General features: G+C 72.3%; 12 protein-coding genes and 2 tRNA genes. 9 read left to right on the top strand and 5 right to left on the bottom strand.

All coding sequences use genetic code 11. The features are described 5' to 3' along the window. Positions 1-2: 2 nt before the first annotated feature. The 5 genes from ACIPYW_RS00070 (at position 3) to ACIPYW_RS00050 (ending at position 4,852) form a co-directional block, all read left to right on the top strand. Positions 3-1,127, top strand: a complete 1,125-nt coding sequence (locus ACIPYW_RS00070) for a prephenate dehydrogenase (RefSeq protein ID WP_290132278.1) — start codon at positions 3-5, stop codon at positions 1,125-1,127. A gap of 212 nt (positions 1,128-1,339) precedes the next feature. Then, entirely contained in the window at positions 1,340-1,996 is a 657-nt protein-coding gene (cmk, locus tag ACIPYW_RS00065; RefSeq protein ID WP_400412472.1) for a (d)CMP kinase, read from the top strand. A 40-nt stretch (positions 1,997-2,036) separates the two neighbouring features. After that, positions 2,037-3,563, top strand: a complete 1,527-nt coding sequence (gene der, locus ACIPYW_RS00060) for a ribosome biogenesis GTPase Der (RefSeq protein ID WP_400409683.1) — start codon at positions 2,037-2,039, stop codon at positions 3,561-3,563. Positions 3,564-3,570: 7 nt separating this feature from the next. Further along, entirely contained in the window at positions 3,571-4,179 is a 609-nt protein-coding gene (locus ACIPYW_RS00055; protein WP_400409680.1) for a hypothetical protein, read from the top strand. Between the two features lie 151 nt (positions 4,180-4,330). Then, positions 4,331-4,852, top strand: coding sequence for a hypothetical protein (locus ACIPYW_RS00050; protein ID WP_400409678.1), 522 nt, complete (start codon positions 4,331-4,333; stop codon positions 4,850-4,852). Positions 4,853-4,867: 15 nt separating this feature from the next. On the opposite strand, the gene ACIPYW_RS00045 is transcribed toward ACIPYW_RS00050, so the two are convergent. Beyond that, on the bottom strand, positions 4,868-5,731 hold the full coding sequence (locus ACIPYW_RS00045) for a helix-turn-helix domain-containing protein (protein WP_400409676.1): 864 nt from the start codon (positions 5,729-5,731) through the stop codon (positions 4,868-4,870). 104 nt (positions 5,732-5,835) lie between these two features. Here ACIPYW_RS00045 and ACIPYW_RS00040 point away from each other — a divergent pair, with 104 nt between their 5' ends. Further along, the gene (locus tag ACIPYW_RS00040; protein WP_400409674.1) at positions 5,836-6,708 is read left to right on the top strand and encodes an oxidoreductase; all 873 of its coding nucleotides are present in this window, start codon (positions 5,836-5,838) and stop codon (positions 6,706-6,708) included. Between the two features lie 167 nt (positions 6,709-6,875). Next, positions 6,876-7,757 carry an oxidoreductase gene (locus tag ACIPYW_RS00035; protein WP_400409672.1) on the top strand — a complete coding sequence of 294 codons (882 nt, stop codon included), beginning with the start codon at positions 6,876-6,878 and terminating at the stop codon, positions 7,755-7,757. Positions 7,758-7,940: 183 nt separating this feature from the next. Here ACIPYW_RS00035 and ACIPYW_RS00030 read toward each other — a convergent pair whose 3' ends face one another. Together ACIPYW_RS00030 and ACIPYW_RS00025 are read right to left on the bottom strand one after the other, a co-directional pair. Then, positions 7,941-10,130 (bottom strand): RecQ family ATP-dependent DNA helicase, encoded by a 2,190-nt coding sequence (locus tag ACIPYW_RS00030; protein ID WP_400409670.1) that lies wholly within the window; start codon positions 10,128-10,130, stop codon positions 7,941-7,943. 83 nt (positions 10,131-10,213) lie between these two features. Further along, entirely contained in the window at positions 10,214-11,695 is a 1,482-nt protein-coding gene (locus ACIPYW_RS00025) for a hypothetical protein (RefSeq protein ID WP_400409668.1), read from the bottom strand. A 113-nt stretch (positions 11,696-11,808) separates the two neighbouring features. On the opposite strand from ACIPYW_RS00025, the gene ACIPYW_RS00020 reads away from it, so the two are divergent. Beyond that, a tRNA-Pro gene (locus ACIPYW_RS00020) sits at positions 11,809-11,882 on the top strand. 112 nt (positions 11,883-11,994) lie between these two features. Here ACIPYW_RS00020 and ACIPYW_RS00015 read toward each other — a convergent pair. After that, the gene (locus ACIPYW_RS00015; RefSeq protein WP_400409666.1) at positions 11,995-13,026 is read right to left on the bottom strand and encodes a LacI family DNA-binding transcriptional regulator; all 1,032 of its coding nucleotides are present in this window, start codon (positions 13,024-13,026) and stop codon (positions 11,995-11,997) included. A 160-nt stretch (positions 13,027-13,186) separates the two neighbouring features. Here ACIPYW_RS00015 and ACIPYW_RS00010 point away from each other — a divergent pair, with 160 nt between their 5' ends. After that, complete coding sequence (locus tag ACIPYW_RS00010; protein WP_400409664.1) at positions 13,187-14,464, top strand: extracellular solute-binding protein; 1,278 nt, start codon at positions 13,187-13,189, stop codon at positions 14,462-14,464. 215 nt (positions 14,465-14,679) lie between these two features. On the opposite strand, the gene ACIPYW_RS00005 is transcribed toward ACIPYW_RS00010, so the two are convergent. After that, positions 14,680-14,770, bottom strand: a tRNA-Ser gene (locus ACIPYW_RS00005). Positions 14,771-14,792: the final 22 nt, after the last annotated feature.

Below are 14,792 nucleotides of genomic sequence, written 5' to 3'. Positions count from 1 at the left end.
GGGTGACCGACGCCCCCGCCCCGCTCGCCGAACCGGACATCGACCGGCGGCTCCGTGGACCGGTGCGCGTGGTCGGTGCCGGTCTCCTCGGCGCGTCGATCGGCCTGGCGCTGCGCGAGAAGGGTGTGGACGTCGTCCTCGACGACGTGTCGCCCGCCGCGCTGGCGCTCGCCGTCGACTACGGCGCCGGGCGCCGACCCGCGGACGGCGACGCTCCCGAGCTCGTCGTGGTCGCGGTCCCGCCGGACGTCGTCGCGACCGTCGTCGAGCGCGAGCTCACGGCCCACCCGGGCGCGGTCGTCACCGACGTCGCCAGCGTGAAGTCCGGGCCGCTCGCGGCACTCCGGGCGGCGGGCGCCGACGTCTCCCGGTACATCGGGTCGCACCCGATGGCCGGGCGGGAGCGCAGCGGTCCGACGGCGGCCCGCGCCGACCTCTTCGTGGGGCAGCCATGGGTGATCGCCGGGCACGACGACATCACGTACCAGCAGGCCGCGGTGGTCGAGGACCTCGCGCTCGACCTCGGGGCGACCGTGGTGCCGATGGACCCGGAGTCGCACGACCTCGCCGTCGCGTACGTCTCGCACACGCCGCAGCTCGTGTCGACGCTGATGGCCGCCCGGCTCCGCGACGCCCCGGACGGCTCGCTCGGCCTCGCCGGTGGCGGGGTGCGGGACGTCACCCGGATCGCGGCGAGCGACCCCGGGCTGTGGGTGCAGATCATCGGCGCGAACGCCGAGCGCATCCGGCCGGTGCTCGCCGACCTCCGCGACGACCTCGACCGCGTGCTCGCCGCGCTCGACGACCCGCACGGCTCGGGGTCGCCCCGCGCCCTCGCCGAGGCGATCGCGGCCGGCAACCGCGGGGTCGAGCGACTCCCGGGCAAGCACGGCACCACCAAACGCTTCGCCCAGGTGGTCGTCCTCGTCGACGACACCCCCGGGCAGATCGCCGCGCTCCTCACGTTCATCGGGGAGATCGGCATCAACCTCGAGGACATGCGCCTCGAGCACTCACCGGGCGCGCAGATCGGCATCGTCGAGGTGTCGGTCGTGCCCGAGCAGGAACAGCGACTCGTCGAGGAACTCGAGGGTCGCGGATGGAGGATCGCAGCAGCATGGGCCTGAACGACGACACGAACCGAGCGGTGCAGGACTCGGGTGTGACCGGCGGTCCGGACGGACCCGACTCGGGACTCCCCACGCCCGGCGACCAGCCCGGACCGTTGGGCGGCGGCGACATCGCGGGCGGCCTCGACGGCCAGGGCGGGGGCGAGCCCGGTTCCACGAGCGCGCCGGTCCCGTCCGGCCTGCCCGACGGTGCCTTCGTCGCCAAGTTCGTGGTGGCGGTCGACGGGCCCGCGGGCAGCGGCAAGTCGAGCGTGTCCCGGGCCGCCGCCCGTGCGCTCGGCTTCGGCTACCAGGACACCGGTGCGGCCTACCGCGCGCTGGCCTGGCACGCTCTCCAGCAACAGGTCGACCTCGACGACGCCGCGGCCGTGCTCGCCAGCTGGGACACCTTCGACTACGAGATCGGCACCGACCCCGACGACTACTTCGTCCGGGTGAACGGCACCGACGTCACCGACGCGATCCGCACCCCCGAGGTGACCGCCGCCGTCGCGCACATCGCGAAGCTCCCCGACGTCCGGCATCGCCTCGTGCAGCTCTTCCGGCAGGTCATGCGCCGCACGGACGCGCAGGGCATCATCACCGAGGGGCGGGACATCACCACGGTCGTCGCACCCGACGCCGAGGTCCGCATCCTGCTCACGGCGGACGAGTCGGTTAGGATGGCCAGGCGCTCGGCCGAGGTCACGACCCAGTCGGCCGCCGAGACCTCCGCAGCACTCGCCCGTCGGGACGCCGCGGACGCGAAGGTCGTCGACTTCATGAACGCCGCGGACGGCGTCACGACGCTCGACTCCACCGACCTCGACTTCGACCAGACCGTGCAGGCGGTCGTCGAGCTGGCCCGAAGCACGGCCACGAACTGATCACCCGCGGCCACCGGGCCGCACGCGAGGAACCCACACCATGGCCCAGCTGGACAACGACAACCCGGCGAACGACGAGTTCCCCGAGTACGACGCCGCCCTCGGCGAGCGGCTCGCCCACCTCGACGAGACCGAGGCGGAGCAGCGGACGACCGCGCTCCGCGCCGGGCTCGAGGACTACGAGCTCGACGACGAGGACGTCGCGCTCCTCGACGCCGCCGAGATCGGCGAGGACGGCACCTACCTCCTGCCGGCGCTGCCGGTGCTCGCGATCGTCGGGCGGCCGAACGTCGGCAAGTCGGCGCTCGTCAACCGCATCCTCGGTCGCCGCGAGGCAGTCGTGCAGGACGTCCCCGGCGTCACCCGCGACCGCGTGAGCTACAAGGCCGAGTGGAACGACAAGCGGTTCACCCTCGTCGACACCGGCGGGTGGGAGCCCGACGCGAAGGGCATCAACGCCTCCGTGGCCGCGCAGGCCGAGGTCGCGATCGACCTCGCCGACGCCGTGCTCTTCGTCGTCGACGTCACCGTCGGCATCACCGCCACCGACGAGCACGTCGTGAAGATGCTCCGCGGCACCGACCGTCCGGTCATCGTCGTCGCGAACAAGTCCGACGACGACCGCCGCGACCTCGACGCCTACGAGCTCTGGAACCTCGGGCTCGGCGAGCCGCACCCGGTCTCCGCGCTGCACGGCCGCGGCGTCGCGGACCTCCTCGACCTCATCGTGAAGACCCTCCCGGACACCTCGGCGGTCGCCAAGCAGGAGGTCGGCGGACCCCGTCGCGTCGCGATCCTCGGCCGCCCGAACGTCGGCAAGAGCTCGCTGCTCAACAAGGCCGCGGGCGAGGAACGCGTCGTCGTCAACGAACTCTCCGGCACGACCCGCGACCCGGTGGACGAGCAGGTCGAGCTCGGCGGACGGGTCTGGCGCTTCGTCGACACCGCGGGCATCCGGAAGCGCGTGCACCTGCAGCAGGGCGCCGACTTCTACGCCTCGCTCCGCACCACCGCGGCACTCGAGAAGGCCGAGGTCGCCGTGGTCGTCCTCGACGTCACCGAGCCGATCTCCGTGCAGGACCTCCGCATCATCGACCTCGTGCTCGAGTCCGGCCGTGCGCTGGTCCTCGCGTACAACAAGTGGGACCTGCTCGACGACGACCGCCGCCGCTACCTCGAGCGCGAGATCGAACAGGACCTCGCGCACATCGCGTGGGCACCGCGTGTGAACATCTCGGCGCGCACCGGTCGACACCTCGAGAAGCTCGTGCCCGCGCTCGAGACCGCCCTCGACTCGTGGGACACCCGCATCCCGACGGGCAAGGTCAACGCCTTCATCGCCGAGCTCGTGCAGGAGCACCCGCACCCGGTCCGCGGCGGCAAGCAGCCGCGCATCCTGTTCGGCACCCAGGCCTCGAGCCAGCCGCCGACGTTCGTCCTGTTCACGACCGGCTTCCTCGACCCGCAGTACCGCCGCTTCATCACCCGGCGCCTCCGCGAGGTCTGGGGCTTCGAGGGCACGCCCATTAACGTCAACATGCGAGTGCGCGAGCGCCGCAAGCGCTGACGCACCGATGGCGAGCCGGCGGCGGGTGTCCCTCATCGGGGGACTCGTCGTGCTGCTCGCCGTCGCAGCGGTCATCTCGATCGCGGTCGTGCAACGCGGCGCTCCCGACGAACGGTCGATCGGCGCCGCCACGACGACCCTGACGGAGGCCTCGCCGCCGGGGACGACGACCGAGCCGGGCGGGTCCGGAGGGGCGCTGTCGCCGTCGAACGCGCTCGGCGCGCCGGTGGCGCCTGCGCAGGACCCGTCCGAGGACGCCTCGCCGAGCGATGCCGCCGTCGAACCCTGGTGGCGTCGCGTCCCACCGGTCGCGGGCACGCTCACCGCTCCCGACGGGAGTCCGGTCGGCAAGGTGACGGTCCTCGTCACCGACGGCGACACCCTGACGGTCACGATCGTCGGGGCCAGGAGGCTGCCCGAGGCCGCGACGAGCGCCGTCCTCACCTCGACGCGTGGTGGCGAAGAGGTCCTCGGCGCCGTCAGTCCGGACATGCGGGGCGTGGGGTTCGTGCTCGGCGCGGCGGACGCCGACCGGCTGCCCGACCCCGTCCGTGCCCTCGAGCTGCGTGGGAAGGGCGGCGCGGTCGTCGCGTCCGCGGTGCTCCTGCCCGTCTGAACGGCGCACGCCGTGCCGGCCACGGCGGGCCGAGCGCGGGACGGGAGCGAGGGGCGATGCGCGACGCGCCGTGCCTCCGGGCCGTCGACGCCACGCACCGGACGGGAGGCAAGGTGCACGACCGCTCCGTCGGATGCGGCACCATGGTCTGGTGACCCTCCCCAGCAACGGCCTCGGCGCCGCCGCCGACCGGCTGTGGTGCCGCCTCCGGCTCGACCGGCTCGCCGGCGGTCGGCAGGCCGGGTACGTCATCCGTGAGGACATGCTCGAGCACCCCGACACCGTCCGCTCGTTCCGCTGGATCCGCTGGCTGCTCGTCGCGGAGACCGTGGTCGGCCTCACCGCGATCGTTGTCGCCGTCCTCCTGACCCGCGCGGGGGAGACCGTGCCGTGGGCGGTGTGGTTCCGTGCGACCGTCGTGCTGCTCATCACGCTGACGCTGTACGTGTTCGCATGGCGGGCGCAGCTCGGGTACTACTGGGCCTACCAGCGGCTGCGGTTGTTCAGCCGGATCTTCCCGATCGTCACGCTCGTCGTCGCGGCGATCCCCGGGCTCTACCCGTTCTGGATGGTCATCGAGCAGATCGTGTTCTCGCTGCTGATGATCGGGATCGGGGACGTGCTCACCTCGGACCACATGCGGTCGACGTTCCCGAAGCCCGCGCGGCGGTAGGGAGCGCGCGGCCGGTCAGGCCTCGGCGCCGCCGGCCGTCCGCTCCTCGAGCCGGGACGCCACCCGTGCCGCCGCGAGCGACGCCAGCACCGCCAACCCCTGCGCCGACGCCGACCCGGGCTCGGCGTGGTGCACCACGAGGAGCTGCCCGTCCGTGCCGCCGATGCCGAGCTTCTCCCGTCGCAGCTCCAGCGCACCGACCTCCGGGTGCCACATCCGCACCGCGGCACCGCTCAGCGGCCGGACGTCGTGGCGTGCCCACAGCCGCCGGAAGTCCTCGCTGCCGAGGGACAGCTCGCCGACGAGCGCGGTGACGGCCGGGGCCTGCACGTCGGTGCCGATGGATGCGCGGAAGGCCGCGACCATGCCCGCCATCTGGTCCTGCCAGTCCGGGTAGCGTGCGGTCTCCGCGTCGTCGAGGAACATCGTGCGGAGCCGGTTCTCGCCCGCCCGCAGCCCGGGGGCGAGCTCGGTGGCGAGGGCGTTCGCGGCGAGGACGTCGAAGGCGCGGTCCTCGACGAAGGCAGGCAGACCGATGACGTCGAGCAACTGCAGCGTCCCGGTCGGCACCCGTTCCGCGCGGGTCGCCCGACGGCGTGGTGCCGGCGAGGCCCCCGCCAGGCCGTGCAGGTAGTCGCGAGCCACCCCGTCGAGGCCGAACACCCGCGCGAGTGCGTCGAGGACCTGCACGGACGGGTTCCGGTCCCGTCCCTGCTCCAGCCGCAGGTAGTAGTCGGCACTGATGCCGGCGAGCGTCGCCACCTCCTCACGCCGGAGCCCCGGCGTCCGCCGGACCCCGGTCACCCGGATGCCGGCGTCCTCGGGGCGCACGAGCGCACGCCGGGCCCGGAGGTACTCGCCGAGGGTGTTGTCGTCCACGGTCCCGATGCTACGACCGTGCCGCGCGGGCGATCCTGGTCCCCGTGGTCCCAGGGACGCGAGGGGACTGCCGGCCGGAGCGGCACGCGCGCATCGTGGTCTCCATGACGAACACGACCCTCCCCGGCGGCACGTACCGCCTCGCCGACGACCTCGAACTCACCCGAGTCGGGTACGGCGCCATGCAGCTCGCCGGACCCGGCGTCTTCGGTCCGCCCGCCGACCGCGACGAAGCCGTCCGGGTGCTCCGCACGGTCGTCGAGCTCGGCATCACCCACATCGACACGTCCGACTTCTACGGTCCGCACGTGACGAACGAGGTGATCCGCGAGGCCCTGCACCCCTACCCCGAGGACCTGCACCTCGTGACGAAGGTCGGCGCCCGCCGCGACGCCGACGGTGGCTGGCCGCACGCCCGCGAGCCGCACGAACTCGTCGAGCAGGTGCACGACAACCTCCGGAACCTCGGTCTCGAACGGCTCGACGTGGTGAACCTCCGGATGGGCGGCTTCGACGCTCCCGAGCCGGGCAGCATCGCGCCGCAGTTCGAGGCGCTCGCCGAACTGCAGCAGCAGGGGCTGATCGGGCACCTCGGACTCTCGACGGTGAACGCCGAGCAGCTCGCCGAGGCGCAGACGATCGCCCCCGTGGTCTGCGTGCAGAACATGTACAACGTGGCCCGCCGCGAGGACGACGCCCTCGTGGACGCCACCGCCGCGCAGGGCATCGCCTACGTGCCGTACTTCCCGCTCGGCGGCTTCTCGCCGATCCAGTCGGGTGCGCTCGACGCGGTCGCCGACCGGCTCGGGGTCTCCCGGCTCACCGTGGCCCTGTCGTGGCTGCTGCAGCGCTCGCCGAACATGCTCCTGATCCCGGGCACCTCATCGGTCGCGCACCTGCGCGACAACGTCGCGTCGGCCGGGTTCGACCTGCCGGCGGACGCGGTGGCCGAGCTGGACGCGATCGGCGCGGCCTGACCGGCCGCGCCGCCTGTCGGACGGGAGGCACGGTGCGGGCCCGCACCGTGCCTCCCGGCCGACGGGGGATGCGTCCGGCACCCGACGCCGGTCCCGCGACGGCGCTCGGTGACCGGGGGACGACCTGCCACGGCTGGCGCGGGGGATCGCAGCGCATGCTTCGAGGCATGACCGACGACGCCAGCACTCCGCTTCCCGGTGGCACCTACCGCCTGGCCGACGACCTCGAGCTGACCCGGTTCGGGTACGGTGCCATGCAGCTCGCCGGCCCGAACGTCTTCGGCCCGCCGAAGGACCACGACGAAGCCGTCCGGGTCCTCCGCGCAGTGGTGGACGCCGGCATCACCCACATCGACACGGCCGACTTCTACGGCCCGCACGTCACGAACGAACTCATCCGCGAAGCTCTGCACCCGTACCCCGAGGAACTGCACATCGTGACGAAGGTCGGTACCCGGCGGGACGACAAGGGGCGGTGGCCCCAGGCGCGGGAACCCGAGCAGCTGGTCGAGCAGGTGCACGACGACCTCCGGACACTCGGGCTCGAGCAGCTCGAGGTCGTGAACCTCCGGGTCGGTGGCTTCGACGCGCCGGAGCCCGGCAGCCTGGCACCACAGTTCGAGGCGCTCGCAGAGCTCCGGCAGCAGGGCCTCATCCGCCACCTCGGCGTCTCGACGGTGACGGCGGAGCAGCTCGCGGAAGCGCAGGGCATCGCTCCGGTGGTGTGCGTGCAGAACATGTTCAACGTGGCGCGGCGGGAGGACGAAGCGCTGGTCGAGGCGACGGCGGAGCAGGGCATCGCCTACGTGCCGTACTTCCCCCTCGGCGGGTTCTCGCCGATCGACTACGCGACGCTCGACCGGGTCGCGGACCGGCTGCACGTGTCGCGGCTGACGGTGGCGCTCTCGTGGCTGCTGAAGCGCTCGCCGAACATCCTGCTCATCCCGGGGACGTCGTCGGTGGAGCACCTGCACGAGAACATCGCCTCGGCCGGGTTCGACCTGCCACCGGACGCCGTGGCCGAACTGGAAGCGCTCGGCGCCGCCTGACCGGACGCCGCGCCTGACCCGACGCTGCGCGCGCAGCCGACGCCGCGCCCGGCTGCCGACGCCGCGCCCGGCTGCCGACGCCGTGCCCGGCTGCCGACGCCGTGCCCGGCCGCCGACGCCGTGCCCGGCTGCCGACGCCGTGCCCGGCCGCCGACGACGTGCCCGGCCGCCGACGCCGCGCGGTCAGGCCACCGTCGCCAACGCGAACGGCAACACGGCCGACGCCCCGGCCCGCCGGAGCTCCCGCCCCGCGACCGTCATGGTCCACCGGCTGTCGACGAGGTCGTCCACGAGCAGCACAGGCCCCTCGTGCGACTGCAGGACGGCCGCCAACTCCGAGCCGACGACGAAGGTGTCCCACACGCCGGAGAGCCGGTAGGCGCTGTTCGTCGCGCCGTCGCCCCGTGGCGTTCCCCCGGACCGGTCGAGCGTCCCGAGGAACTGCAGCCGACCGATGGTGGCGATGGCCTCGGCCACGGACGCGACGAGCGACGGCCGTGACCGGGACGACATCGCGACCACCCCCGTGGGTCGCTCGGCCCACGGCCAGTCCTTGAGCGCGCGGACGCACCCGTCGACGAGCTCCTTCGACACCGGGCCGTCGGGCGTCGTCGCCGCGAAGAGCGCACGCAGGGGACCGCCCCAGCCGAGGTCGGTCAGACGGGCGACCGCACGCCCGGGCTCGACGAGCTCGTCGGCAGCGATCTTGCCGCGGACCGGGACGCCGAGCGCGTTCATGCCCGACGGCCACTGGGCGCGCGGCGCGATCTCGACCCCGACCTTGTCGAGCGCAGCGGCCGCACCCGAGGCATCGGAGGACGAGACGTCGACCGGGTACCAGACACCCGCGCAGTTGTCACAGCGACCGCAGGGCTCCGCGGAGTGGTCGTCGAGGTCCTGCTGCAGGAGCTGCATCCGGCACGCCGACGTGGACTCGTACGTGAGCATCGACGCGGCCTCGGCAGCACGGGCCGCGGCGACCCGCTCGTACCGCGGGGCGTCATACTCCCACCGCTGGCCCGTCGCGACCCATCCGCCGGTGACGCGCTGCACGGCACCGTCGACGTCGAGGACCTTGAGCAGGAGCTCGAGCGTGGACCGCTTGATGTCGACCAGTCCCTCGAGCGCGACGGTGGAGAGAGCCGATCCAGACGTGGACAGGGCGTCGAGCACCGCTGCGGCCCGAGCTTCGGTCGGCATCGACGCGCTCGCGAAGTACTGCCAGATCTCGGTGTCCTCGCGGCCGGGCAGGAGCAGTACGTCGGCGTTGTCGGTCGCACGCCCCGCACGACCGATCTGCTGGTAGTAGGCGACGGGGGAGGACGGCGCCCCGACGTGCACGACGAACCCGAGGTCCGGCTTGTCGAAGCCCATGCCGAGCGCGCTCGTGGCGACGAGGGCCTTCAGCTCGTTGCCCTTGAGCTGCTGCTCGAGCTGCTCGCGTTCCTCGGTGTCGGTACGCCCCGTGTAGGCGCGGACGGCGTACCCGTTCTCGCGCAGGAGCCGCGCGATGTCCTCGGCAGCGGAGACCGTCAGCGTGTAGATGATGCCGCTGCCGGGGAGGTCACCGAGGTGCGCCAACAACCACCCGAGCCGCTGCCGTGCGTCCGGCAGTGTGAGCACCCCGAGCCGGAGCGACGCCCGCGCGAGCGACCCGCGGATCGTGAACACGGGGTCGTCCGGGCCGGCGGTCAGCTGCTCGGCGACGTCCTCGACCACGCGCTCGTTCGCGGTGGCGGTCGTGGCGAGCACCGGCACGCCGTGCGGCAGCGAACGGATGAGCTCGGCGAGCCGCCGGTAGTCCGGGCGGAAGTCGTGGCCCCAGTCGGAGATGCAGTGCGCCTCGTCCACGACGAGCATGCCCATGCGGGCGATGAGCGTCGGCAGCTGCTCGTCGCGGAAGCGCGGGTTGTTGAGCCGCTCGGGGGAGACGAGCAGCACGTCGACCTCGTCACGGGCGAGCGCCGCCTGCGTCTCACCCCACTCGTGTGCGTTCGCGGAGTTGATCGACACCGCTCGCACCCCGGCCCGGGCGGCCGCAGCCACCTGGTCGCGCATCAGCGCGAGGAGCGGCGACACGAGCACGGTCGGCCCACCCCCGCGCCGCCGGAGCAACAGCGTCGCGAGGAAGTACACCGCGGACTTGCCCCACCCGGTGCGCTGCACGACGAGCGCACGCTGCCGGTGCTCCACGAGCGCGGAGATCGCCTCGAGCTGCCCGGGGTGGAACACCGCGTCGGGCCGACCCGTGAGCGCAGCGAGCGCCTGCTGCGCCTCGGCCGCGATGTCCGCCGACGGCGGAGCGATGCCGGCGGGCAGCGCACCACCCGCGACGGGTGGGTCGACGGTCGGAGCCGTGTCGGGGGAGTCCATGACCCCATGGTGTCAGGAGCGACCGACGGAAGCCGACCCGCGCCTCCCGGCTGTGGATGACGTGCCCCCGTCCACAGGGCCCCTCACTGGTAGGTGATGAGCGCCGGACTCGGCCGCACGTCCCGCATCGTCTGCTCCGGCGACAGCATCGGCTGGTCCTCGTCGATGAAGTTCTTCCAGCCCCAGTGCACGCCGGCGGGTGCGCCCTCGTGCAGCGCCTTCCACGTCGCCTGCTTCTCCGGCTGCGACCCCTGCCCGTCCACGTGGATGAGCACGTCGAGCTCGGGATGCTGCTCCAGTGACGAGCGGTCCTGGATCATCGCCGACCGGAACTGGTGCAGGACGAACGCCTTCGGCGGCAGCCCCTTCGACCGCACGAGGTCGGCGAGCCAGTCCGCGGTGCGGTTCACCTCGTCGGCGCTCACGGTGCCGATCTGGCGGAGCGGCACCTGGTCCTTCGTCAGCCGCCACTCCGGGTCGAGCGCGAGCCACACGCCGGGCTTCGACAGCAGCGACTCGTAGCGCTTCGCCTGGGCGAGGAAGTCCGATCGGCCGGGCTGGAGGTCGAGGATCACCGGCATCCCCGCGTCGTGCGCGGCGTCCACGTACGGCTCGAGCGTCGACACCGGCAGCTCGCTCGAGTAGTCGCCGTCCGCGCCGGCAGCGCCAGCCGCCACGGTCGCGATGACCTCCATCGCTGGCGTGACCGGCTCGTCCGACACGTCGTCGTAGCGGTGGGCGAGCCGTTCCGCCCGCGCGACCGTCGCCTCCGGGTCCTGCTCACCGAGGACACCGAGCACCGGCGCGCCGGGTGCGCCGTACAGGGCGACGTAGCGGTGGCCGTCGAACGGGCGCTGACCGCCGTGCGGAAGCTGCCACCCGCTCTTCGCGGCACGGACCGTCCAATCCGGGTCAGACAGGTCGCCGAACGTCTTCCCCACGAGCACGGTCGGGTGGTCCTCCTGCTCGTGCAGCGCCGTCACGACGTCCGGCGCAGCCGCCGGGTCGGTCACGCCGTCGGGCATCGTCACGACCTCCGCCCCGGCAGCGCGCGCGGTCGCGACGACCGCTGCGTCCGCGCTGCGGTCCGCCACCACCACCGTCGCCGGCCGGGAGGCGCGGGTCGACCCCGGCGCGTGCGTCCCCTCGGGCGCCTGCCGCTGTTCGACGTCCGTGTCGACGGACACGTCGCCCTCGGCCTGGTACCAGCGCGCGCCGAGGCGGTCGAGTTCGCGGGCGACAGCGCGCGCCGCGCGGCTGTCGTCGGCGTCCGTCACGAGTGCGGGCACGTGTGCGCGTTCCGCCGCCTTCGTTGCCGCCGCGACTGCGCTCGCATCATCGGCCGGGGCGACGACCGCGCCCGGTGCGGACGCGAAGAGCGCGCGACTCGCCCGGACCGACCGATCGGACGCGTCCGCCTGGTCGACCACGGTCACCGTGTCGGACGCGGCGGCGGCGAGCGTGGCCCGCGGGGCGGTCTGCGCTCCGCCGGTGCAGCCTGCGGCTCCGAGCAGCAGTCCGGCGGTCGTCAGGGCGATGGCGAGGCGGGTGGTGCGGGAGGGCATCAGGACACCCTACGAGCGGCGGCTCCACGGGGCGTGCACGGGGAGGGCCCGGCGTCCGCTATGCTGGTCGGGCTGCTCCGGACGGGGCAGTGGGGTCCGCTCGTCGGGCCTCGCGGGCTGTGGCGCAGCTTGGTAGCGCACTTGACTGGGGGTCAAGGGGTCGCAGGTTCAAATCCTGTCAGCCCGACCGCACGACATCGAAGAGCCTCGACGGTAACCTCGTCGGGGCTCTTCTCGTCCCGGGCACGGTCGTCTCAGGCTTCCCGTCGCCGCCGCTCGCGGGCAGGCCGTCCCGTGAGTCAGCGCGTGCGCTCTGCCGTCGACGCCCGCACCGCGAGAACGCTCGGCAGCACGCGCTCCTGCACGACCGACGTGCCGCGGATCCGGTCGAGGACGAGCCGGAGTGCCGCCTCGCCGAGCGCCTCGAAGTCGAGCCGCGCCGACGTCAGTGCCGGCGTGAAGTACTTCGCCTCGGGCATGTCGTCGATGCCCACGATCGAGTAGTCGTCGGGCGCCCGGAGTCCACGTTCGTGCATGACGCTCATGAACCCGAGCGCGATCTCGTCGTTGCCCGATGCCACGGCGGTGAACGACGTCGGGTCGACTCGTCGCGCTGCGGCCGCACCGGAGTCGGCGTCCCACTCGGCGCACGCTTCGACGGGCAGGGGAGCCAGGCGGTGGGCGGCCAGCTCGTCGAGGTACCCGCGCACACGCTCGCTGGCCTCGTTGCGGTCGTCCGGTCCGGCGAGGTGCACGATCCGCCGGTGTCCCAGCTCGACGAGGTGCCTCACCCCGAGGCGAGCAGCACCGTACGAGTCCGCGTGCACGGTGTCGATCCCGTCCGGTGCCCGTTCGGACAACGACACGACCGGGACGGAGCCGGCTTCGTCGAGGAGTGCCTCCACGCCGATGTAGGGCGTACCGACGACGATGCCGTCCACCCGCATCGAGGTCAGGCTCTGCAGAGTCCGGCGGATGTCCGCGGTGCTGCTCGGGGCCGACGGGTCGAGGTCGAGCTGTGCGGTGAGGAGTTGCTGTCCCTCGTCGCGGGCGGCGCGGTTGACCCCGGCGAGGATCCCGGTGTTGCCGAAGTTCAACGGCCCCATCGTGATGAACCCGAGGGTGTCGGTGTGCTGCGAGCGGAGGATCCCGGGGAGTCGGCTGTGCTGGTAGCCGAGGTCGCGCACCGCTCGTTCGATCCTCTTCCGCGCGTCCGGGGAGACGTACCCGCCGGTGTGGTACCGGGAGACGGTCTGTGCGGAGACGTGGGCTGCCCGACCGACGTCGGCCATGCTCGGGCGGCGCCCGGACGCCTCTGTTCCTGAGACCACGGCGTCCCCTCCTATCAACCGGTGAACCAATTTCGTCGAATCGCTTGCGTCGGTGCTCGGCGCGTGTCTATGTTATGCGTAACGCCGGGGTGTTACGGATAACACACCGCGCTCACGTCACCGCCGTCGGAGCCGACGCGCGGACATCAAGGGAGATGACATGGCACGACGACGGATCGGTGTCGCGGCGGTCGCCGCGGGTGCCGCGATCGCACTGGCCCTGACGGGCTGCTCCGCCGGTGGGAACGCCAGCAGTGGGAAGACCACGCTGAACTACTGGATCACCACCCAGCAGGGGCCCGCGGCCACCGCGCTCAAGTCGATGGTCGCTGACTTCGAGAAGGCGAACCCCGACATCACGGTGAACGTCACGCAGAAGAGCACCGACAACCTCAAGACGTCGCTCCGGCAGGCGGCGGGCACGCCGGCGATGCCCGACGTGTTCTTCCAGTGGTCCGGTCTCGGACTCGGCGGGACCTACGTGAAGCAGGGCGTCGACCTCGACCTCACGAAGTACTACGAGCAGTACGGCTGGGACAAGCGCTTCACGAAGTCCGCGCTCTCGTCGGTCACCCAGTACGGCGGCTACCACGGCGTGCCCTACACGGCGAACGTCGAGGCGGTCGTCTACAACAAGGCGCTGTTCGAGAAGGCCGGCATCACGGACACCCCGACGACGTACGACGAACTGGTCGACGACGCCCAGAAGCTCAGCGACGCCGGGATCACACCGATCGAGTTCGGCGGCAACGTCAACTGGTACGTGATGCGGCTCCTCGACAACCTGCTCGAGACGAACTGCGGCGCCGACCTCAACGACCAGCTCACCGGCCTCAAGGCCGACTGGAGCAAGGAGGCTTGCGTCACGAAGTCGTTCAGCGACTTGAAGACCTGGGCGACGAAGTACTTCAACAAGGGCTGGGTGAGCATGAGCGACGCCCAGGGCCAGCAGGTGTTCTACCAGAAGAAGGCGGCGATGGCGCTCGAGGGCGACTGGTTCGCCGGGTTCCTCGACGAGGCGAAGTTCAGCCCGACGAGCGATCTCGGTGTGTTCGCGTTCCCGACCGGCACAGGCCGCATCTACGGGCTGCAGCAGGCGAACTACATCTCGAAGACGTCGAAGAACCCGGACGCCGCAGCGAAGTTCCTCGACTTCTGGATGAGCAAGGACACCCAGACGAAGTACGCCGGTTCCTGGTCCCAGGTGCCGGTGGTCGAGGGCGTCCCCGTGAAGGACAACGGCGTCGGCCTGAGCAAGCCGTTCAACGAGTTGGCGTCCCAGGCGAAGGGCCAGTTCCAGAACAACGACCAGACGCTCCCGCTCGACGTCACGACCGAGTACTGGCGGATCATGAACGGTGTCGCCACCGGTTCCATCGCGCCGAGCGACGCCGGCAAGCAGATGCAGACGTTCATCGACAACCGTTCGGGGAACTGACCTCCATGTCGTCCGCGCGCGTCACCTCCCCGGGGCGCCCCCCCCCCCCGGGGGGGGCCCGCCGGGGGGGGGTGCGCTCCGTCGTGGGGCGTTCCGCACGAGCGGGGCGGGTGGGCGCGCGGGCCGCAGTGGTGGGCCTCTGCGCGATGGGCGCCCGGTCGAGTCACGGGCGACAGAAAAGGCCCCGGGCCTGACGCAGCCGGGACCTTCCTGAGCGGAGACGGAGGGATTCGAACCCTCGATCCAGGTTTTGGCCCAGATGCTCCCTTAGCAGGGGAGTGCCTTCGACCTCTCGGCCACGTCTCCCAAACTTGTCGTCGCACCAGGG

Origin of the sequence: Curtobacterium sp. NPDC089689 (assembly GCF_044749145.1) — a bacterium.
Taxonomy (GTDB): domain Bacteria; phylum Actinomycetota; class Actinomycetes; order Actinomycetales; family Microbacteriaceae; genus Curtobacterium.
The sequence above is the reverse complement of the archived record's forward strand: the minus strand, read 5'-3'. Positions and strand labels throughout refer to the sequence as shown.

What these genes read in the sequence shown, in the direction of transcription:
- ACIPYW_RS00055 (WP_400409680.1), top strand. Translation starts at nt 3,571, where the DNA reads ATGGCGAGCCGGCGGCGGGTGTCCCTCATCGGGGGACTCGTCGTGCTG.
- ACIPYW_RS00035 (WP_400409672.1), top strand. Translation starts at nt 6,876, where the DNA reads ATGACCGACGACGCCAGCACTCCGCTTCCCGGTGGCACCTACCGCCTG.
- ACIPYW_RS00025 (WP_400409668.1), bottom strand. Translation starts at nt 11,695, where the DNA reads ATGCCCTCCCGCACCACCCGCCTCGCCATCGCCCTGACGACCGCCGGA.
- ACIPYW_RS00030 (WP_400409670.1), bottom strand. Translation starts at nt 10,130, where the DNA reads ATGGACTCCCCCGACACGGCTCCGACCGTCGACCCACCCGTCGCGGGT.
- der (WP_400409683.1), top strand. Translation starts at nt 2,037, where the DNA reads ATGGCCCAGCTGGACAACGACAACCCGGCGAACGACGAGTTCCCCGAG.
- ACIPYW_RS00040 (WP_400409674.1), top strand. Translation starts at nt 5,836, where the DNA reads ATGACGAACACGACCCTCCCCGGCGGCACGTACCGCCTCGCCGACGAC.
- ACIPYW_RS00010 (WP_400409664.1), top strand. Translation starts at nt 13,187, where the DNA reads ATGGCACGACGACGGATCGGTGTCGCGGCGGTCGCCGCGGGTGCCGCG.